Origin of the sequence: Chlorobium sp. KB01 (genome assembly GCF_001975465.1) — a bacterium.
In the GTDB taxonomy this organism is placed as follows: domain Bacteria; phylum Bacteroidota; class Chlorobiia; order Chlorobiales; family Chlorobiaceae; genus Chlorobium.
Genome location: NZ_MPJE01000099.1, coordinates 25,521 through 46,724, shown reverse-complemented (window position 1 = coordinate 46,724; position 21,204 = coordinate 25,521). Strand labels below are relative to the sequence as shown.

21 protein-coding genes are annotated in these 21,204 nt (G+C 43.9%); all 21 read right to left on the bottom strand.

Annotation, left to right across the window (positions count from 1 at the left end; all coding sequences use genetic code 11):
- Positions 1–29 precede the first annotated feature (29 nt).
- The gene (locus BOO20_RS10460) at positions 30–848 is read right to left on the bottom strand and encodes an FkbM family methyltransferase (RefSeq protein WP_083694649.1); all 819 of its coding nucleotides are present in this window, start codon (positions 846–848) and stop codon (positions 30–32) included.
- A gap of 3 nt (positions 849–851) precedes the next feature.
- Entirely contained in the window at positions 852–1,658 is an 807-nt protein-coding gene (locus BOO20_RS10455) for a DUF268 domain-containing protein (RefSeq protein ID WP_076792550.1), read from the bottom strand.
- A complete protein-coding gene (locus BOO20_RS10450) occupies positions 1,658–3,058 on the bottom strand; it encodes a hypothetical protein (protein WP_076792548.1) in 1,401 nt (466 codons plus the stop codon). Before BOO20_RS10450 ends, BOO20_RS10455 begins: the two co-directional genes overlap by 1 nt.
- 4 nt (positions 3,059–3,062) lie before the next feature.
- The gene (locus tag BOO20_RS10445) at positions 3,063–4,412 is read right to left on the bottom strand and encodes a surface carbohydrate biosynthesis protein (RefSeq protein ID WP_076792547.1); all 1,350 of its coding nucleotides are present in this window, start codon (positions 4,410–4,412) and stop codon (positions 3,063–3,065) included.
- Positions 4,413–4,589: 177 nt separating this feature from the next.
- Positions 4,590–5,291 (bottom strand): NTP transferase domain-containing protein, encoded by a 702-nt coding sequence (locus tag BOO20_RS10440; protein ID WP_076792545.1) that lies wholly within the window; start codon positions 5,289–5,291, stop codon positions 4,590–4,592.
- A complete protein-coding gene (gene hisH, locus BOO20_RS10435; protein ID WP_076792543.1) occupies positions 5,288–5,935 on the bottom strand; it encodes an imidazole glycerol phosphate synthase subunit HisH in 648 nt (215 codons plus the stop codon). Before hisH ends, BOO20_RS10440 begins: the two co-directional genes overlap by 4 nt.
- On the bottom strand, positions 5,922–6,692 hold the full coding sequence (gene hisF, locus BOO20_RS10430) for an imidazole glycerol phosphate synthase cyclase subunit (RefSeq protein WP_076792574.1): 771 nt from the start codon (positions 6,690–6,692) through the stop codon (positions 5,922–5,924). The genes hisH and hisF overlap by 14 nt, the downstream gene beginning before the upstream one ends.
- Positions 6,693–6,702: 10 nt before the next feature.
- Positions 6,703–8,025 carry an N-acetyl sugar amidotransferase gene (locus BOO20_RS10425; RefSeq protein WP_076792542.1) on the bottom strand — a complete coding sequence of 441 codons (1,323 nt, stop codon included), beginning with the start codon at positions 8,023–8,025 and terminating at the stop codon, positions 6,703–6,705.
- Positions 8,025–9,092: a nucleotidyltransferase family protein gene (locus tag BOO20_RS10420; RefSeq protein WP_076792540.1), complete on the bottom strand. Its 1,068-nt coding sequence runs from the start codon at positions 9,090–9,092 to the stop codon at positions 8,025–8,027. The genes BOO20_RS10425 and BOO20_RS10420 overlap by 1 nt, the downstream gene beginning before the upstream one ends.
- An 18-nt stretch (positions 9,093–9,110) precedes the next feature.
- On the bottom strand, positions 9,111–10,271 hold the full coding sequence (neuC, locus tag BOO20_RS10415; protein ID WP_076792538.1) for a UDP-N-acetylglucosamine 2-epimerase: 1,161 nt from the start codon (positions 10,269–10,271) through the stop codon (positions 9,111–9,113).
- A gap of 18 nt (positions 10,272–10,289) precedes the next feature.
- Positions 10,290–10,493, bottom strand: a complete 204-nt coding sequence (locus BOO20_RS10410; protein WP_076792537.1) for a hypothetical protein — start codon at positions 10,491–10,493, stop codon at positions 10,290–10,292.
- On the bottom strand, positions 10,483–10,932 hold the full coding sequence (locus BOO20_RS10405) for a PIN domain-containing protein (RefSeq protein ID WP_076792535.1): 450 nt from the start codon (positions 10,930–10,932) through the stop codon (positions 10,483–10,485). Before BOO20_RS10405 ends, BOO20_RS10410 begins: the two co-directional genes overlap by 11 nt.
- Positions 10,933–11,019: 87 nt before the next feature.
- Complete coding sequence (neuB, locus tag BOO20_RS10400) at positions 11,020–12,021, bottom strand: N-acetylneuraminate synthase (protein WP_076792534.1); 1,002 nt, start codon at positions 12,019–12,021, stop codon at positions 11,020–11,022.
- Positions 12,018–12,647, bottom strand: a complete 630-nt coding sequence (locus BOO20_RS10395; protein ID WP_076792533.1) for an acetyltransferase — start codon at positions 12,645–12,647, stop codon at positions 12,018–12,020. The genes neuB and BOO20_RS10395 overlap by 4 nt, the downstream gene beginning before the upstream one ends.
- Positions 12,644–13,801, bottom strand: a complete 1,158-nt coding sequence (locus BOO20_RS10390) for a LegC family aminotransferase (protein ID WP_076792531.1) — start codon at positions 13,799–13,801, stop codon at positions 12,644–12,646. Before BOO20_RS10390 ends, BOO20_RS10395 begins: the two co-directional genes overlap by 4 nt.
- A 17-nt stretch (positions 13,802–13,818) precedes the next feature.
- Positions 13,819–14,817, bottom strand: a complete 999-nt coding sequence (locus BOO20_RS10385) for an NAD-dependent 4,6-dehydratase LegB (protein WP_076792529.1) — start codon at positions 14,815–14,817, stop codon at positions 13,819–13,821.
- Positions 14,814–16,244 carry a hypothetical protein gene (locus BOO20_RS10380; RefSeq protein WP_076792528.1) on the bottom strand — a complete coding sequence of 477 codons (1,431 nt, stop codon included), beginning with the start codon at positions 16,242–16,244 and terminating at the stop codon, positions 14,814–14,816. Before BOO20_RS10380 ends, BOO20_RS10385 begins: the two co-directional genes overlap by 4 nt.
- A gap of 24 nt (positions 16,245–16,268) precedes the next feature.
- The gene (locus tag BOO20_RS10375; RefSeq protein WP_076792526.1) at positions 16,269–18,209 is read right to left on the bottom strand and encodes a transketolase C-terminal domain-containing protein; all 1,941 of its coding nucleotides are present in this window, start codon (positions 18,207–18,209) and stop codon (positions 16,269–16,271) included.
- A 23-nt stretch (positions 18,210–18,232) separates the two neighbouring features.
- The gene (locus tag BOO20_RS10370) at positions 18,233–18,982 is read right to left on the bottom strand and encodes an acylneuraminate cytidylyltransferase family protein (RefSeq protein WP_076792525.1); all 750 of its coding nucleotides are present in this window, start codon (positions 18,980–18,982) and stop codon (positions 18,233–18,235) included.
- A 22-nt stretch (positions 18,983–19,004) separates the two neighbouring features.
- Positions 19,005–20,126, bottom strand: a complete 1,122-nt coding sequence (locus tag BOO20_RS10365) for a TIGR00180 family glycosyltransferase (protein WP_076792523.1) — start codon at positions 20,124–20,126, stop codon at positions 19,005–19,007.
- A 170-nt stretch (positions 20,127–20,296) separates the two neighbouring features.
- Positions 20,297–21,067, bottom strand: a complete 771-nt coding sequence (locus BOO20_RS10360) for a cephalosporin hydroxylase family protein (RefSeq protein WP_076792521.1) — start codon at positions 21,065–21,067, stop codon at positions 20,297–20,299.
- Positions 21,068–21,204 lie beyond the last annotated feature (137 nt).

Genomic DNA, 21,204 nt, shown 5'->3' with positions numbered 1-21,204 from the left:
AACACAGCTCCTCTTGCAAGACAGGAAAATCATTTCCGGAATATGAAATTATGGGTTGGTTGACTTACTTTTCTGTTTGACCAATCCCTGACGTTCAAGAAAGTCACTTCCCGATTATCACGTTCTACCGAAGTGGCACGATATCCCTTTGAAAAGAAAGCATTGAAGGTATCTTCCAGATGCGGATTGATTGATACTCCCTGCGGTTGATGCGTCGTAGCCGAAATCTCCATCATCCAGATTGGCGCCGGAACGATTTGCAGGGTTACCTCGGCACCCCGCAGCATCATGTATTCTGCACCCTCAACATCAACGATAATCAGCGCCTTACGTCCGTTCAGTGCCCCTCCGAGTATACGATCCAATGTATGTACAGGTACCTGAGTGACATAGTTTTCAGATATACCCGCCCAGCCCTTGATGAGTGAGGCACCTGTTCCACCACCCCACATTTCCAGCAAATCAGTTTGCTCACCTACAGCTACCGGAAAAACTTCAACCATTTTTGACCAGCCATTATTCCTGATATTCATTAACAGATAATGCAGGTTCCTTGCAATTGGCTCAACAGCAATGACTTTCTTGCCCATGGCCAAGGCATGACAGCAATAGTACCCGATGTTGGCCCCTACATTGACAAGAACATCCACTTCCCGCAACAAAGCGCGGACTACCTCCGTTTCTTCAGGCTCGAAACAGCCTTTTGCCATCTCTTCATGCCCTGCAAGAGTAAATCCCCATGGTGTTTGTATTGATGGCTTATGACGGTCCAGTTGGTCCCTCAGGGTTCGATATATCTGTGCAAGAAAAGGAAATCTCTCAATCGTGTTTCTAAGAATGGTTCTCATGCGTTACTTTGATATTCGTTTTCTGGTAAAGACAAAAATTCCAAGGTTATATCTCTCCGCAGCAAGTTTCTTAAGAACGTCCGGATCAATCTCAGCTTCAAATGAGCCTTTTTCATGACTGAACACAATCAGACGATCCAGAACAAATCCATGCTCTCCAGCAAATTCGATAATAAAGTGAGGGTCAAAAACACGATTTGCATTAAATTCAACACGCTCATAGCCAATAGGCAATGAAAGGTACAAACGCCCATCTGGTTTAACAAGTCTGGCAAGTTGCGAAAAGCCCTTGATATGTCCTTCCTGATTGACAGGATCGCCATACCGGCCCAAACCGAAATGCTCAAGGGCATGCAAACACGAAAGAGAGTCACTATACCCATCTTCGTCTGCAAGAAGTGAGTTAACTGTCTCTGCATCCATTAAATCAGCCTGGTGAAAAACAACCCCAGGGATACTTGTCGTCACCGGGCGAACATCGAAAACCTCGATTTCACGAAAACTTGCCACATGAGCCACAAAACCGTCAATTCTCGAACCAACATCAACGTGTTTGATTGGATTTTCCTCGAAAATCCAACGAGCAACCAGAAGATCTTGCCAGAAATATTCACTTTTTGTCACCCCGCCCTCTTCAAATCGGTCATGCAAGCATGGCAACAACCAGAACTTTCCCTTGTAATATTTTCTGAACTTCACCACGTCATGAACATAGAATCTCAAACCTCGCAATGATTTAAAAAACACCAATGGGTCCAAGCCAAGTTGACTTGAGAGGAACCAATGTAACTTGATCAATAATTGTTTCATTATTTCGCAAACCTCGATATTTGCGCCAAAACTTCCATAAAAATGACAAATCCTGCTGCATGATGCCAGGGAGTTCTTGTACGTCTCCGTAACAGAACCACCGAAAGAAATGGCAATGCCGGTGCAAGATATACATGAAAACCGATAGCACTGAACGTCAGAGAAAGTAACAACGATATTCCGAACATCGCCAGCACCCGTATCTCATCGTCATCATTGACAATAGCCGGCAGCCTCCTGATCAAAGACATCAGCATCCATATGGCAAGCAGCGATGAAAAAAGGTGCAATACCAGGAAGAGACCATTATAACCGTAAATATCCCATTGATCGAAACCAAGCCATGGAAAAGGTGAAAGCGCTGCATAAAGCAGTCTTAGAATAATTCCGATAGCCGGCAGGTTAGCGATCCCCAGAAACTGTCCGCCGGCACCACCCTGAGAAGCACCTTTGGTATATTCTCCAGGGCCGACAAGCTGACCTGTCAATTGAAATAGTACAAGTCCAGCTAACAATAATAATATTTGATAATGTCGCTTTGACTTGACAAACAGCTTTGAAATAAATGGCAGTTGATTTGCAGAAAAACGCTCTAAAATCATAAAAAGAGCCATTGAAAGTAACAGGGCCGGCTTTGAAACAAATACAAGAGCAAGCCCTGTAACAATCGTCATAAGTAGAATGATCTTACGCTTTACAGAAAAAAAATGCAGAAAGCCCATATAGCCCTCAATGAAAAGCCATAAACCGAGAACCATCAAACCGTAACGATGTAGAGAACTGTTTATCTCCAGAAAAGTTGGAGCAACTGTAGTATAGAGTGCAATAACAAGAAGAAGTTCTTTTCGTATCGAGCCAAGCATTATACCAGCAGTGACACCGATCGTAGCATAGAGCATGGTAAACGTACTCAGGGAATAATAGTTTACGATTGCAGGTACTTCATCAAAAAGATACCTTGGAAACAATATTATATATAGCGTACCCAAATAAACACCGCCCCTACCCATAGACCAAAGATTAGTGATAAACGTAGCAATCAGTAACGGTGTATTTATAACAAGAGTGTCCGGATCAATAAACTTGTTAACATTAAAAAGATAAGTATATGAACTGCCAATCTGGTCATAAGGCATACCAAATAAAAATGATGAGACAAAAACAAACAACGGATGCAATAAAAATAGATATCGGATTTTACCGTTGAATAAGGAAAAAAGATAAAAAGCAAGAATAGTATCGAAACCGATAAAAGTGGCAGTCGGACCGAGTAGAGGAGCAAATAAATAAATGAAGTAAATGCCAAAAAACGCACTTAATATATGGAACCAAATACCTGGTTTACCAAGCCTTTTTTGTTGTACTTTGTGCGGAGCAGTAGTGGTTTCTGGTAACTGCATGTATTTATTTCTGTTTGAATGGTCCGACTATCATGCCTGAATGAGACATAATAGTCACTGCTGGAACAGGTAATCCCAAAATACGAGACATTTCACGAAAATCTTGCATGATCGTTTCTCGGTTCAGTTTTATTTTATCTTTTTGTATATCGATAAGCTTCAGTGCACCACGTGCACTGTCAATTCCATGTTTCAAAACACGAAACATTCCAAGGTGGCAGGCAAGTCGCCCTGAAATCTTTGTTACAGAATCAAAGGTGCTGCGCTCTTCCATCACCTGGAGCATTCTTATAGCAGATTCACCAGAATCTGACGTTATAATAGGTTTCAGGATTGCTTCAGAAGTCTCCTGTATCTGAGCGTAAGACTTTGCGTCAAGACAGACTTTGATTGCTGACTCAAGGTCGTCAAGTGTTGCGGCCTTCAATCCAAGCATTCCGGGAATTTTCAAATCACCCTGATGGCGCTCCGGCCCGTAACTGACAAGAGGTACTTTCATTAAAACCGCTTCAATAGAAGAAGTGCATCCATTTTGTATCACTGCACTTGCTCCATCAATCCAGTTAGTCAAGGGACTCGTATTGTCGGTTAACTCGATGTTCGGATGATCGCCGAGGATATGTTGCCAATACATCGGAAAGTCTAGGGGATGTGGCCTGACAACAATACGAAAATCAGGAAATCTGTCCGCCATATGCCGGATTGCCCTGATCATGTTTAAAGTAATTGCACTGTCCTCAAGGAAAAAATTCAGCAAACTATCCTCCTGATGAAGTGACTGAAGAATTTCGTTGCTGTGCCCGGCACTAAACCATTCAGTCCAGTGCCGTTTACCAAGCCAATAGCCGAAATTGGAAACAAAGAGTATATATTTTCTATTACCTTCCTTCTTTGAGCGCAATGTGGAAAAACGTGGATTCCATAGGTCGGAACGGGTTGCTCCGGTATCTACAAACACTTCACCAAAAGATTCAAAAAAACGTTGATAACCAAGTGTATCACGCGCTCCCCAACAAAATACTGCCTTGAAAGGCATCATTTGATTGCGAGTGATATTGTGATCGAAAAGAAATCTTTCAAATTCACCCCACAATATTGAAGGTTCCTGATCCTGGCAGTAAATATCGAAACCTGATTCCCGGAAATTTTTATAAATAAGAGCGCTATTACTCGGAACATTTACATTTTTAACAAGGTATGCACCCTTCGGTAATACTCCAAGACGCTTGAACAGCCAAATATCATTCTGAGCTGCGATCATGGTCTGATGACCCCTGGCGGCAGCATGAATAGCAAACAACAAGTGCCCCTGCAATTCACGAACACTTATTTCAAGAGGTATATAAATAATCATATATTAAAATACTAATGCAATATCGAAACAGATGTATTAGTAATTGTGTGTTTTTTCAGAAATCAACTACCCCGCAGCAGAGCTACGGGGTATGAGTTCATGTTTAAGAATTCCTTCGCGAAGCAGGGCTTCGAGGAATGTGTCTTATAACGATTCAATGGAGAGCATTATTAAGAATCAGCTTTCACTTCCGATTAATTCATATAGATATTTTGCAAAATTATAATCCCATTCATTATCAATATCCAACGCCTCTTTTTCAGATTCAATTATCAACGGCCTGCACTTTTCTGAAATAAAGCTTTTTTGAAACCGAAGGACTTCTGGTGAAATCAAGTAAACAGATCCGTTAACGATATACGCAACAGGCAAATCCTGAGACCTCTTATTCATACCGTGTCCATTAATAAATGGCGTAAGTGATCCATCATCATCAATCTTCAACATCCATAAAGGGTTAAGATGTGTTGCTGAAACACCGATGACAGGTACTGTCGGATTTAATGAAAAAATATTTATCCCTTTTGCAATTGTTCGGGAAGTCCTGAATGGAGATGTGGGTTGTAATAACAAAATGCCGTTGACTGGCTGATTTACGGATTCATACCAATCAACAGCATGTAGAGCAGCATCCACTGAGGTTGCCGTATCCGTCGCGAGGTAATCGGGACGTAGCCACGGCACCATAGCGCCGTATTTTTCAGCCACATGAGCAATTTTCTCATCATCCGTTGAAACCAAAACATCACAAATGTCTGGAATGCCTTTCGCCGCTTCAATAGACCACGCAATCAGAGGCTTACCTCCTAACGGTAGTATGTTTTTCCCTGGAAGACGTTTGGATCCTCCCCTTGCAAGAATCAATGCAAGAATTCTCATTGGAGAATAAACCTCCGCAATATTTTCAATCCGACTTCTCCACTTTTTTCCGGATGAAACTGGCATCCAGTAATTTGATCCCGTCCAATAACCCCAGGAATAAAATGACCTCCATATAGACAACCAGCAATAATGTGTGCCGGGTCAGTTGGAACCGCCATGAATGAATGTACAAAATAAGCAGCTTCACCAGTTTGGTTATTCTCCATCAAAGTTCCACTCCAACTTTCAGATGCAGCTGATGCATGCAATGCACTCCACCCGATATGTGGGATTTTATGTTCTTTCCCTGAAAGTGCCTTGGTTGGTACAGGAATCACTCGCCCCGGAATAAGACCTAATCCGGCTGTTATACCAAACTCATCACTCTCTTCAAGGAGTAATTGCATGCCCAGACAAATACCAAGCAGCGGAGTGCCTCGCTCTGCAACTTCACGAATCACCTCAATCAAACCGAGTGCAGCCAGAGCTTGCATAGCATTTCCAAACGCACCAACTCCCGGCAGTACTAATTTCGTTGCAGCAAGAATTAATTTTGGATCTTCTGTCACAATAACCCTGGCTCCGCAGTGTTCCAAGCCACGCTGAACACTGAGCAAATTTCCTACCCCGTAGTCAATAACAGTAACTTCAGGCGCTTTCATAGTCCCTTACTCCCATACCTGATTCTTTAGCAACAGCTCTTATTTCGCCAATATCAGATCGGTTATAATGCAGAATATCTGCCATTGCAACCGCATCCGCATGTCCCATATTTACAACATCCACAAGATCTTCCGGTTTTCCCATTCCTCCGCAGGCAATTACAGGAACAGATATCTCTGCTGTGACCGCCCTGACCAAGGCAATGTCAAATCCTTTTCGTGTCCCTTCGCGGTCTACCGATGTCAGCAACACTTCACCGGCCCCCTTAGCTACACCTCGCTTCACCCAATCAATGACATCCAATCCCGTGCGTTCACGTCCATTATTTGTATAAACCTCCCAAAGATCTTTGCCGACCTCCTTGGCTTCTATTGAGAGCACCATACATTGACTGCCAAAACGGCGGGATATTTCATTGATAAGCTTCGGATTCGAAACGGCAGCAGTATTGACCGCCACTTTGTCAGCTCCGGCACGTAAAATATTGGTCGCATCTTCAACTGATCGAATACCTCCGCCAACGGTCATGGGAACAAAAATATTTTTTGCTGCAGACCTGATAATATCTCCCAAATGGTTGCGGCCATAGAGACTGGCAACACAATCCATGTAAATCAGTTCATCAGCACCTTGCTGATAGTAGCGTAATGCATATTCATTAGGAGAACCGATAACACGCAACCCCTCAAGATGAATGCCCTTGATAAGATTGGGGCCTTTAATGTCCAGTCGGGCTATTAAACGAATATTTCTCAAAACAATAAACTTATTGGTTCTCAAGCAGATCCGTATGGCGCAGCTTCCACTCGCCATTTTCTATATACCACAAGTGCGGTGATCGAAACTGATCTGTAAGTACACGGAAATACTCACGATCCATAATCGATTGCTCAAACATTTTACTTGCCACAGGAAATTCTTTTTCAGGCAGACTCAAATATTTTAATAACTCGTCAGCAAACCGTTCAGGAAACTCATGATCAAAGCGCTTGACAAGCGCCACACCCTCCTCACGATTGATATCTCCGGAACGGATTTCCTGAGAAGCATCATAACTTGCTCGCCCTATACCAAATTTTGTTCCGGTCGAGTAGTAGTGAAGATCATCAATCCGGTCATCAATGCTGTTATACTTTGAGTAGGTTCCGGGAGTACGCTCGGGTGAAGCCTGAAAACCTCCATGCTCAACTGCATAGTAGTAGCAGGCCTGCGGATGCCACTTTAAATAATAACCCAAGTAATGTACTTCTACTCCCTGCTCTGCAATCCTGCTTGGATCTGCGGGTAAATATGGTTGTAAATCATTTTGGTCAACACCAAACTGAGATTTCAGATCAGCAACAGAAACGCCACCGAGATATATTTTGGATTGATCCTCCGAAGTAAAGTAAGACCAATCCCTTTTTGCGGTATCGGTATCGCCAATAGGATTTCCATATTCCGCCTCATTCTCGCCGTAAAATACCAGTGGAATATTAAATAACAGTGCCATTTTAGGAGCTAATGATTTTTGACCAAACATGAATGCCTGAAATGGATGAAAAAGCAATTCAGTTGATAGTCGGGTCAAGAGACGATGAACACGAACATTTGGAGTCATTAAATAGTTGTCATGACCGGCATGAATCCATGCCTGGAAATTTTTCCAGCCCCACTCTGTATAAACATGGGGCGCCCATGTAACAGTCAGCGGATGCATCCCGTATTTAGTCTTTAGTATATGAGAGGCATAAAAACTGTCTTTTCCGCCGGACCCTGGCGTTATACAATCGTATGAACCATCACTTTTACGGTATTTATCGCATAGTTCACGCAACTGCTTTTCACGATCAACCCAATCAATAGTATGACGCTTGCGCTCTGTAAAGTTACATGCATCACAAACACCATTTGCATCAAAATTGATCGTCTCTTTTTTTGTTTCTTTGGTATGCTTGTACTCTACGGCAGAATTAGGTCTCTGGTTTGATATAACACACTTCTTGCAGTACACAACCTCCTGAGGTAATCCATAAAACGCTTCCGGATCTGGATTATTTTTTGCAAATGCATCTAAATCAACAGGATGAGGGTATTTTATTTTATCCATTATTTGTTTGCTGTTTGATGTTGATTATCTGTATTAGCTCTACTTAAATCGTCAGGCCTCCCCACATCAAGCCATGGTTCGTGTATTGGATATGCTGCTATACGTTTGGTCTGAGCCTGCAACCTTTCAAACAAGGTTGGCATGTCGCAATGATCGTCTGATTCCAGTAAACTCAATGCCTCCGGATTAAGTGCATAAACCCCGGCATTGATATGGCTGCGGTGAACCGGTTTTTCCTGAAAGCCGATAATATCAATACCCTTGGTTTGTACAACTCCAAAGGGATGCTGCCACTCATGTGCTCGGACTGCCATAGTTGCGATAGCATTATTTCTTGTATGAAAATCCAGCAGCTCACCATACCGAATATCGGTCAATACATCACCATTTGTTACTACAAAAGGAGTCGTTGGTCTGGGATTAAGCAAACCAAGGGCTCCGGCAGTGCCGAGAGGGGATTGCTCCCGAAGGTACTCAATCCTCACTCTCATTCGTTCACCGTGCCCAAAGTAATCTTCAATCATCTGGCCAAGATAATGAACAGCCAATACAAACTGGCTAAAACCTTCCAATTTGGCTCGTTCGATGATATGCTCTAGCATAGGCTTTCCCGAAACGGTCAACATGGGTTTCGGACAGTTTTCCGTATGCGGACGAAGACGGGTTCCCTTTCCGCCCGCCATGATGACCATGAGATTCGGGCGAACTGTTGGTGTAGTAATCTCATCCCAAAGATGAAGGCCTAAAACATGGTTCTCTTCATCTACGACAGGTATCTGCTGAATTTTATTGGCAACCATCAGCTTAACTACGGTCTCACGAGCCATTTCAGATGGCACAACAATCGGATTACGATGAATTATGCTTCCTATAGGACTTTTGAGATCCAAGCCTCGAAGCAAACCTCGCCTGATATCTCCGTCTGATATTGTTCCTTCCAGCTTCCCCGATTCATTGACTACCAGTACTATCTGGATCGCAACTTTGTCAAGATTGCATATTACATCCTGAATGGTAGCATCAAGCGGCAGAATAGCTTGTCGATAAATATCTTCACTAACAGTCACTATTTCTTTCTTTAGTAGCTATTTGAATAAATCATGAAAACTCTTTTTTACCAGACCTTCAAGAGAAAAGTTTTTTATTGTGTCAACTACCTTTTCACTTGCACCTCCCTCACCATAAGGGTTTATAGTCCTGCTTGCCAGGCTTTGAAAAACGGGTGAGTACAATTTCGCAATAGCTTGAGCAATACTGACTTGCGTTGGCTCACAATTAATAACGCTCTCCGCCTGAAGCCTTCCCCGCTGCCGTTCTCCGATATTGACCGTACCTTTCTTGAAGCTCGGAACTTCTGCCAATCCACTCGAAGAGTTCCCAATAACACCATCTACCTGAGCAATACAGGAGAGGTATCGCAGTTGACCAAGAGAGCTATACGCACGGGCATTGGCGTGTTTGGCAGTATAGTCTTCTACCATTTTCATCAATACCCTGCCATCCGTATCAGCATTCGGCATGGTGAATATAAGCTGAGTATCCTTTAATTCAGCTAAAGCATCAAGCAGTTCTGCCATTTGCTCTGCGGCAGTCGCATCTTCAAGTGTTACCGGATGAAAGGTAATAAGCAGGTTTTTCGATCCAAACTGAAAATTCATTGCCGATTCCAGTCCCCTCCTATCAAGCAGCTTTAGCCGCTTGATATTGTCTATGCCAAGCCCGCCCACCAGAAATACCCGTTCCGGCTGTTCTCCAAGCTGGATCACACGCTGGCGATACTCTTCGGCTGCAACAAAATGCAGGTGCGACATTTTGGTAATTGAATGCCGAAGGGCTTCGTCAAAAGCACCTTCTGTCAGTTCACCTCCATGCAAATGAGCCACAGGAATTCTTGCAACCAGCGCTGCAGAGACTGCTGAAAATATTTCAAACCTGTCACCCAGGACAACAATCATATCAGGCTTCAATTCACTTAGCGCATCAGCAAATCCAATCAGGCCAAGACCCATTGATTTGGCAATACCCACAGCAGAATCAGAACTGGTCAGCATTTCAACCTTTCGGTCAATAAGAAAACCGTCATGCTCAATGTCGCGATAGGTCAAACCAAATTCAGGTGATAGGTGCATACCGGTGGCAATGATTTGCAACGTCAGCTCAGGGTCGTCCTTGATACCCTGCATAACCCATCGAAGCAGGCCGTACTCTGCACGGGTTCCGGTGATGATGCAGATTTTTCTCATGATAGTGCGGACAGGGGCTGCTTAATCTACGGTATTTTCACGCAGAGATCGCGCTCGAGTGGCAAGGGAGGCGACTGTTTCATCTTGCCATTGACTTTTTCGCCACTCGGTGTAATCAAAACGCTCACGGTTAATCAAAGCGATAAATCGTTCAGCTTCAACAGTCCCCAAAACTTGCATCAAAACGCGAATGCCCTCAAAGCGGATGTCAGTGTCAGTCTTCATGTTTGGTCTCCTTATATACGCGAATAAAATCGACGGGATCAACGACACGAAGCTGATCGTGTTTCGCCATTTTGCGTAGCAGTGCTTTATCTGTTGTCAAAAAATATTCAGCTTCAGCCTCAATTGCACAAGCGACATGCAGAGCATCCATTGGCTTGACGCCGATCAGTGCCAGTTTGTCGGCAATGTTCTCAACGCGTCTGCTGACTGGAACATCCACAAGCCCTATTTTCTGCCAATCTCCTACGGTTACTTTACGATTTATATCAGGATTTGCCGCATTTTCCAGATCCATGACGGCTGACCATACCAAGGATAAGGAGCCACTACGAATCATGTCTTGCACATAAAGTTTAGCTTCGGTCTGTAGTCGCACGATTAAATCCGATTGGTCATCAAAAGGGCGATTAAAACAGCAAATATCAAGATAGATAAGCATTTCGTCAGGAATGGGCTCTATATTTCAATCAACTTACCATCGCGCATAAGCGCAAGACTTCTGAAGTATCGATTTTTATGATCTCACTCATATCAAATCGTCCTCATTATAGTCTTTCCGGGCAGCTTCTCCTATAATTTCATCCCAGCGCATGGGCGAAATGCCTGTGCCGGGACGCTTTGCAGTGACGTTCTGTGCACTAAACAGTTCACCCTCTTTAATCGCCTGACTTGCAACCAATGATTTCCGGGCAACAGGCTTGTTTTGTGCTTCGCTTGAAGTGAGGCGTTTGATGCCATCACCGAGAGCAACTTCGATATTACGAATGGCTAATACCATTGCCTTGAGTTCCTGAGGCTCAAGGCTAGCCTTATGGTCGGGACCGGGCAAGTTGCGATCGAGGGTAAAATGCTTTTCGATGACCGTTGCGCCCAAGGCAACTGCGGCAATGGCAACTTCGATGCCTTGTGTGTGGTCTGAATAACCCACAGCAACTCCAAACGCCCTATGAATACTCTGCATGGCTCGAAGATTAACTTCTTCCATGGGTGTAGGATATTCTGTAGTACAATGTAGTACTGTCATTTTGGAACGAGCTGTACCGGCTTGCTCAAGTGCATCAATTGCAGCTTCAATATCTCCCATGATTGCCATTCCAGTTGAAAAAATGACAGGCTGACCGAGTCGGCCAATATGGCGCAAGTAAGGGAGATTGGTGATCTCTCCTGAAGGAATCTTGAATAGATTTTGACCGAGACTCAACAGCAGATCGACACTCTCGATATCAAAAGGTGTAGAGAAAAAGCCGATATTACGCAATGCGCAGTGTTCGATAAGTTCTCGGTGCATACCGTCAGTCAGTTCCAGACGTCGCAGCATAGTAAGCTGTGATTCACAGCGCTCTGTAGTCCGGGCTTGATAGTCCGCTTTTACGGCACTTTGAGTTACCAGCCGGTAAGCACTGAACGTCTGAAACTTAACCAGATCTGCCCCTGCTTCTGCAGCAACATCAATCAACTTTTTGGCAAGTTTGATGTCACCGTTATGGTTAACACCAGCTTCGGCAATTATCAGTGTTCGTTGAGTCATGAAATGCTTTTCCCGGTAAATCGTGCATGATCAAGCTGATTATAGCGCACGGAAAGACCCATCCCAATCACACAATCTTGCCCAATATTCATCCCTTCTTTGATAACAGTTCCACTTCCGATAAAGCTTCTTTTACCAATTATCACCCCACCATTTAAAATTGTGCCAGTTGAAATATGGCAGTGATCTGCCACAATTGAATCATGTTCAAGGAGTGAGCGATTGTTGATAATGCAATTATCTCCAACCCTGACACCAGCATTAACAATTGCCCCATGCATAACAATTGTTCCTGAACCAAGAGTGGCATGACGGGAAATATAGGCGGTCGGAGCTATGATGACTGGAAATTGAAAGCCGAGATTGCGCGCTTGCTGATAGAGACGTATGCGGCTATCTGGCGATAGAATCTGACCTAATGAAACCAGTGCATAGTCATACTCTTTGACCAGTTGAGGCAAGTCGTCATCTGTCGCTATAACCCTATAGCCCAAGTGTTTATCGTGCATTTCATGCGGCATTCCAACCAACCCGGCAATCTGGTATTGACCTTGTTGCTCTATTACATCAATGCATGAACGTGCATGCCCTCCGGCTCCAACAAGTATTATATACGGTTTATTCATGCTTTTATATTAGGACTGCTTGGAATATTAATCACTCTGGCAGATAAGGATTTTGCAAAGCTTAAATCCATAGCAGGACAATTCAGATACGGAACCAGCTCATTCATCAGAACCCAGGCCGGACGGGTCATGATACCGGTATCATGCGTCGTCTTCAGGATTACTTCTCGTTGAGATTCGTACGGTTCATCAATTATAAGGGTCTGAAGCCAGTAATTACTTCGACAACCTGTCGGTTCAGCAAAGAGTCTCACCCCGTCTATTTTCGAAAAAGCATCATTGTACGCTTCGAATAATGCTCGCTTTGAGTCAAGAAATGAAGTTAATTGTTCGAGCTGGGCACAGCCGAGGGCTGCGTTGATATTCGGCATTCGATAATTGTATGCAATTTCGTCGTGCCGATACTCCCAGGCATGAGATATTTTCGCTGTCGTAGTCAGATGCCTGGCCTTTCTGGCAAGTTCCGGATCGTTCGTCAGAATAGCACCTCCGCCTCCAGTGGTGATGATCTTGTTCCCGTTGAAGCTTAGCGTCCCAAACAAACCCAAAGTTCCTGTATGCCTGCCATGATAGTAACTACCAAGCGATTCAGCAGCATCTTCAACTAGTGCAAGGTTGAAATCTCGAGCGATTTTCAATAGTCCATCAAGGTCTGCCGGATGACCGAATGTATGCATCGGCACCAGGGCCCGAATGACTTTCCCTGTTGTTTTGTTTACACACTTGCCCCCACATCGTTCTGTACTGACAGCAAGGTATTGTCTCAGCTTGACCGGATCAATTCCCATATCGTGTTCATTACTGTCAACAAAGTGGGGGGAGGCGCCGCAATATGAAACAGCATTCGCTGTAGCAACAAAAGTCAGTGCAGGTATCAGGACTTCGTCCCCCTGTTGAACCCCTGCCAAAAGTAAGGCGATGTGAAGGGCTGCCGTTCCATTTACGACGGAAACGGCATAAGCCGCACCGGTATATTCTGCAAGATATGTCTCAAAACGATCAACGAACTGACCTACTGACGATACAAACGTCGTATCAAGACACTCTTTGATATACAGCCATTCATTTCCTTGAAACGATGGCTCGTGAAGAACGACCCTATTCGAGCCGACGACTGAACGAATCGCCGATATAATATTCTGGCTCAACGACATTTCCTGCTGTTTCCGGATCAAATATTGTAGATATCGGCTTTGTAGCGAGAAAGGTTATCCGGATTCAGGAACCATTCAATCGTTTCAACAAGACCTGTTTTAAAGCCATCGTACCCGCCATATCCTGGCGTCCAACCAAATAGCGATTTGGCTTTGCTATTATCCGCCCACAGGCGTTCGACCTCCGAATTGGTCGGCCTTAAGCGCTGCTCATCGGTGATAATTTCGATTTCTGATTCCATTACCTCGGCAATTAACTTCACCGTATCACCGACGGATATCTCATAATTGCTCCCGAAATTTACCACCTCTCCAACTCCTTTATCCGACTCTAACGCTGAGACAAAACCGCTGACGGTATCTTTGACATAATTGAAATCACGAGTCGGAGACACCGAGCCGAGCTTGATTTGACGGATACCTTTGGCAATCTGGCTTATAATGGTGGGAATTACTGCACGAGCAGATTGCCTCGGGCCATAAGTATTGAAAGGTCTTGCAATAACTACCGGAAGCCCGAAAGAAGCATAAAAAGAGTAAGCCAGCTGATCTGCTGCAATTTTTGTTGCCGAATATGGTGACTGGCCCTGCAGGGGATGCTCTTCGGTAATAGGAACAAAACGAGCAGTGCCGTATACCTCACTGGTAGAAGTATGAACAACACGGCTGACCCCGAGCTCCCTTGCGGCTTGCAAGACATTAAGTGTACCCTTGACATTGGTATCTACATAGGTGTCAGGAGAATGATAGGAATAGGGAATGGCTATCAATGCAGCAAGATGCAGCACTGCATCACAACCCTTCATAGCCTCTTTGACACCATGGGGATCACGAATATCACCGGCAAAAACATCGAAGTTACCTTTAACATCAGAATCGCAATGATCCAGCCATCCCCATGAATTGAATGAGTTGTAGAGAACAAAAGCCATCAGATCATATCCCTGACGGACAAGAGCCTCGATAAGATGTGAACCGATGAAACCGTCGGCGCCGGTAACAAGTATCTTTTTCATGTAAGTTGAGCTTGTGAGGCCATAAGAATAGCTGAAATCCGGGAAGCGATATTATTACAATTCTGCTCTTCGGTCAGTTGAGACATCGGGGCATAACGATTATCCACCCAGCCAGGATACGAAAGGTCATCAACCGCCTTCAGAAAGGCCGTGACATGCTCTTCTTCAATTAAACACCTGCCGGATATAATCGTGGAAACAGCTTCCCTGCATTCTCCCATCGTTTCCACCTTAAATACTCCGGGAGCATCCTGGTAAAAATAACTGCCAAACATCAATACAGGCTTTTTATTGATAAATGCTTCCCATCCAGCCGTACCTGTAATAGTGGCTACAGCAATACTCTTGTTGATCAGTTTGAATGAATTCATCGAGGGGTCAAGCAATACCGTTCGTGCATCAGTTTGCAGTCTTCTGAACAGAGTATGGCTCATTCCACCTCTCAAATGCGCCTTGATATATATCTTTATATTTTTGGGGATAGTATTCATCAGGATATCGAGCATGAGATCCTGATGAACAAAACACCCCCCCATCGGGGAAGTAGAACACTCCGGTTGGTAATGAAGCGATACGTAGATAAATGCACATTCCAGATCAGGATTTTTCTGAAAAGCAGGGTATGTCATGTTTCCAAGGTTCATCTTGTATGCCATGCGACACAAGAGGTCAACCGGCCGACCCCACAATTTTATCCATTCAAATATATAATCAACTTTATAGGCAATGTGTTTTATATATTTCTCCGGTGAAAAGTATTTCCGAATATCTCTCTTTTTCACCGCAACACCGGTAAAGGTTTTACCATCATTACCCTGCCTGAGGCTGAGATAACTACTCGCCCGGTCAGATAATTCAAATTTTTCAGGGTTCATCAGATGGTATTCGTAACGGCCCTTGATGCCAATCATTTGCTCGTCGATATCCAGCATTGGATAGATAGATACATTGCTGTCAAGAAGAATAGTCGTTCTGTAAAAAAGGACTGTTTTTATGCCTAATTTTTTACAGAGGCAATACAGGATATAATCGAAAACAACATGCGGTATCACCGAAAACAGACATACCTCTATTCTGTTGATGGCAAGATAATTATACCAATACCTTAACTGCCGGTGATAAAGGTTGATACGCTCTTCATAAAACAGCAGCCCTTTTGAGAACTGGTAGCGCTCCATCATTTTCAGAACGTTCGACTCACAGACACTCATCGAATCAAGAATATATCGGTCGAGAGGCAGTTCAGAATACTTATCCAGATCATGGAAGTTTCCGTAAGTGCAGTCTCTGAAATGATGATAGCTACGGAGCTCATAAGCAGGTTTTCCATCAGAAATTAGATGGATATCTCCTATTCCGAGAGAATCCGGAAGAAAACGGGGAATTTCTTTCAAATACCCGTTAGCAATCAGAAGAAGGTTGATCACAATGCTTTATTACAAGTACAAAAATCACATGGTCTCTATACCAGTGACGGCACAAACAATCGCAGTTGAATCCAGGTGATGAAAACTGAGAACATCTGCAACAGATCCACACACCGGAACATCATCAATGCAAAGATGAATCATGGTTTTCAACATCACTCCTCGACATCCCCAAAGTACGGAACGGATTCGCTGGCCCAAACCACCTTCGAAATAATGATTATCCATTGTTACAACAGTATCGATCCCTTCAAGAACTTCCTCAATCCATTCCGAATCGAGCTTGTTCAGCCATGGCATATTGATCACTTTAAGGCTGATTCCGTGTCTGGTTTGTAATTGTTCCGCAGCCTTCATTGCTTCTCCAAGCATTACAGGTCCGTAAGCAACCACGACCGCGTCAGTACCGTCAAGAAGTATAACTCCTTTGCCTTGTTCTGGAATGTAACCGGTCGGCAAACTGTATTCAACCGGCCAGGGAACACTGACCAGTCTGAGGTAACTACATCCGAGATATCGCTTGACTGCCCAGTCAAGCAAAAGGTGAACTTCTTCCTCGCAGGAAGGTTCCATGATAACCAGCCCCGGAACTGCAGCAAGCGTGGAAATATCGCGAACTGCCTGATGTGAATGCCCTGGACCTCCGGGTACAACTCCCGCAAGCGAACCTACATAGATAATTTTCGTACGCTCGGTTGCATTATTGTAAATCTGCTCATTGGGACGAGACGAAAGAAAACAGCCGAAAGAATGAACAATAGGCAACAGACCCTGCAAAGCCATACCTCCTGCTTGGGAAACCATATCCTGTTCAGCAATGCCACATTCAACAAATCGATCAGGAAACTCCTTCTGGAAAGGAATGAGGCCGGTGTCGAGAATCAGGTCTGCATCTAGGGCGACGATCGAAGGATTCTTTCGTGCCTGTTCCAGCAGTGAGTTCGAATAGGCGGCAACAAGCCGTTGCTGGTGGTCGGCAGTAGGGGCGATCGGTCGAGTAACCTCTTCCAGGAGTAACGGAGGTTGTCCAATTCGGATCAACTTCTCATTAGCACCATCAATCAGTTCCTGGACAGCCTGACGGTAGACATCTCCACTGGGGGCCCCGCTATGAAATTTGTAATACTCGACATCTGAATCGATGGAGGTACGCTCCATGAAACTGACTCCTTTCCCCTTGACGGTGTCTGCGATGATCACTTTCGGTTTGCCGGGTGCGGTTTTTACCGTAGCGAGCGTCGTCGCAAAATCACGGATATTATTCCCGTCACATCGACTGACATGCCATCCGAATGCCGCGAATTTTGCTTCGAGATCACCCAGATCACTCACCTTTGATACCAGCGTATCGGACTGTATTTTGTTGTGGTCAACGATGACGATCAGATCGCTTAATCCGTCGTTTGCTGCCGAAACAAGCGATTCCCAGATCTGCCCTTCCTGAAGTTCACCATCACCTGTCAAGACATACGCGCGGCCGCCTTTCTTCAATAACTTCCGGGCAAAAAGCATCCCTTTCGCCTTCGATATACCCATTCCCAACGAACCGGTATTCGTCACGATTCCCGGAGTGGAGACATCTGGATGTCCAGGAAGCCCATCCAGACGGCGTAACTGATGAAGCAGATCGAAATCGAGTTTCCCAAGGCCGATCAACGTGCTGTAAAGTGCTGGCGCATCATGACCTTTCGATGAAAAAAAGATATCAGCATCATGAACAGCCTCATCTCCATCATGAAGTTCCTCCATCTGAAGCCATGACATGATATCCATACTGCTGAAACTGCTGCCGATATGCCCCGAACCGGCCTTTGCTATCATGTACAAGGCATTGATACGACACAGATCAGCGAAAATCTCTACTCGATCGTTGGAACGAACGGTGAGATTGCGGACTCTCGTCAACTCTTCGAATGAAACGAAATAAAGCGTGCCTCCGACGGCGGTTCCAATTTGATCACCCATGTTAATGTTTGGTATATCTCGGTTTAGACAGGATGTTGATATGGCGGTTGCGCTATTTCAGGTAATCGACTCAGGCCGGCGGAGATATAATGCTCGGCCAACAACCAGTCTTCAGGCTCATTGATATCGAAACCTTCAAATTCACGACTGACGAACGGTATAATGGATTCTCCGGCAATGGAATGATGTTCAATGGCAATTCGGCTCCATGCAATTTCAAGGCTTGCATCCTGAACATAAACCTCAGGTAAGGAAGCATACTGGCTGCTGTGCCACGGTGTTCCTCCGTTCTCAAACGGTAAAAGCGGAAACATCCTTTTGCTGCGAAGCATCCACATCTTTCCTGGATGCTGACGGCATTTTTCAACGGCACGCAACGAATCCGCAGAAGGATCGTTGATGAAGGTCTCCCATGCCCTTACAATGGTTTCAGGAAGTCGAAATGGACTGGTTGGTCTGAGAATACTGAAAACATCGTAGTTTTTTCCCATTTTTCTCAATTCTTCCAGCAGCCAGATCACCCACTCGAAATCTGGCGATTTGTCACCCGATATCGATAACATACGCAACACAGGAACTTCCGCTCCATAATAGCGAGCTACTTCAGCATACCGTTCACTATCCGTAGCACAAATCACCGCATCGAACACGCCACATTCAATTGCCGCTCTCACCGAGTAAGCAAGCAATGGGTGGCCGTTGAGAAAGCGAATGTTCTTATCAGGAATACGTTTTGATCCTGAACGAGCAGGAATGAAGGCTACTTTTCTCATTTACTAAAATCGCAAAGAGATATTATTTTGATAATTTGATGCTTCCATTCGTGTTATGGAATATCAGAATTCTTTCCCATATATCATTCAGCTCTCGAACATCACGAATTTTAATATCTTCCTGATTAATCAGCCGATGATATGAGTATTTTTTATTATCACGAAAATAACTTGAAATATATTTTTCCTGAGTGAATGGACTATATTTTATGATAATATTTTTCAACAATGATTTAAAATAATTCCCAACATTTACCTTTACAGGTGCGCCATTTCTTATACGATTGATACTCGGCTTATCAAAATATTCTATTCTATGTTCTATAATTCTTTTCAAACAGTGCAATACAGTTTCTCTAGGTATATCCGAATAACACGAACAGATCGAATCAATTAGCACGTTATACATACAAATAACTTCTTGTTCATATTCTTTATTTTCATACCAGTCAGGCAAATAACACTGCCTATCCCACCCTGTATAGTGAACCGGATTATTTTCTGAACTGCGAATCCACATAACATCTGAAAGAATGCAAGACTTCCCGACCGAAGCAGATAACAACTCAAAAATCAGCTCCAAAGTGTATCCACCGTTACTATATTGATAATGATTGGCCGCATTAATAATTGAAGAAAAATAATTTGACCTATGAACTGCATAAATAGTTGATGGGGTATAGTTTTTGATATGATATTCTATACGTCCCATAACATCATCTTGCCCAACAACATGATTTTTCTGCTCCGACTTCACTGGATAAAGATTAAGTATATTGTCTTTTATCAAAAACCCAACAGATCGTCCACCGGTCTGTGCATAATCTTGATGACTCTCTAAGTGGCGGATAGACGCAATAATACCCGAGGGTAACATAAACTCGTCATCGCCACACAGCATGACATACGGAGTATTAAGCTGCCCAACAGCGAAATCAAGTCTTTGCTTTATACTCAAGGGCATATGGTGGTATGACACATTTTCAGCAATACGTTTTAACAATGCCGAGTCAACTGGATTTGAAGACCCATCAACAACAATTACTTGTGCATCTTTTCCTGACCAATAGTCCATATTTCTGACCACATACCGCTGTCGCTCATAAGTCGGAATGATTATGGTAATCTTCTCAAGTAAAGACATTACTAAGGCATAAAGTTAAAGGGAAGCGTTATTTATTGTCATGAGAAACGCGAGAACAAATACGAGGGTAAGCAAAAACAGAGACCGATGAGTAGAGACAACGAAGGAATCTGGTTTCGGAACAAGTGGGCACGGGGCCCCTGAATTAATAAATCCTACCTCACTATCACTCAGCGAATTCTTTTAAGATAACCATCCGGAGCCACAGTTATGAGCAATTTGTGCTGAATACTCTTGTCGATCTCAAATTCTGGATGAGTTTTAAGATATTCCCAAACAGCGGTTTTTGGATTATTACCGGGGCCCCAAGGACGATCAGGGAACATGTCGGCTGGCATATCTTCAACGACAGTGTCAAACACGACACAGTAACTCCCAAAGCTGGTGAGAGGAGCGTATGCTTGCAACTCGGCCAGTACATGCTCATGCGTATGGTTACTATCAAGGCAAATCAAAATTGTTTTGTAGTTGCCAGCAATCTGCTTGACCTGCTCAATCACCTCGGGCGCAATGCTGGAACCCTGGATCATCTGGATGCGTGAAGCCATAGGATGTGCTTCGATCGCAGTCCGGTTGTGTGCTCGGATATCAATATCTATTGCAAGTACCTTACGATTTGATTCCTTTGGATTGATAGTTGTTCCATTTTCTATAGCTTCGGTCATGTCAAGCAGGGCGAGCATTGATGCACTCATAATAAGTGACCCTCCATGAGCAATCCCGGTTTCTATGATGAGATCCGGTTTGATTTCCCAAATTAGCTCCTGCATGGCAACCATATCCTGTGGGTACTGTATGATTGGACGACCTAAAAAAGAAAAGTTATAGGAATACTTGGTTACAGTTGTAGCATGCATAAATTGCTGCCCTGCATAAATCATCTTGATATCACAGGCATTGGATGCAATTCTCGCAGAGACTTCTTGTCTAAATTCATTCATGGTAGATATAAATTTTGCTTGAAATATTTCAAATTTTGTTAAGATATTTTAAATGACTGAATTTTATTGATATCAAGTTTAGTCCTTCAATTTTAGTGTCATAAATTCAATTTTGATAAATCAGAATCTGATTAAAC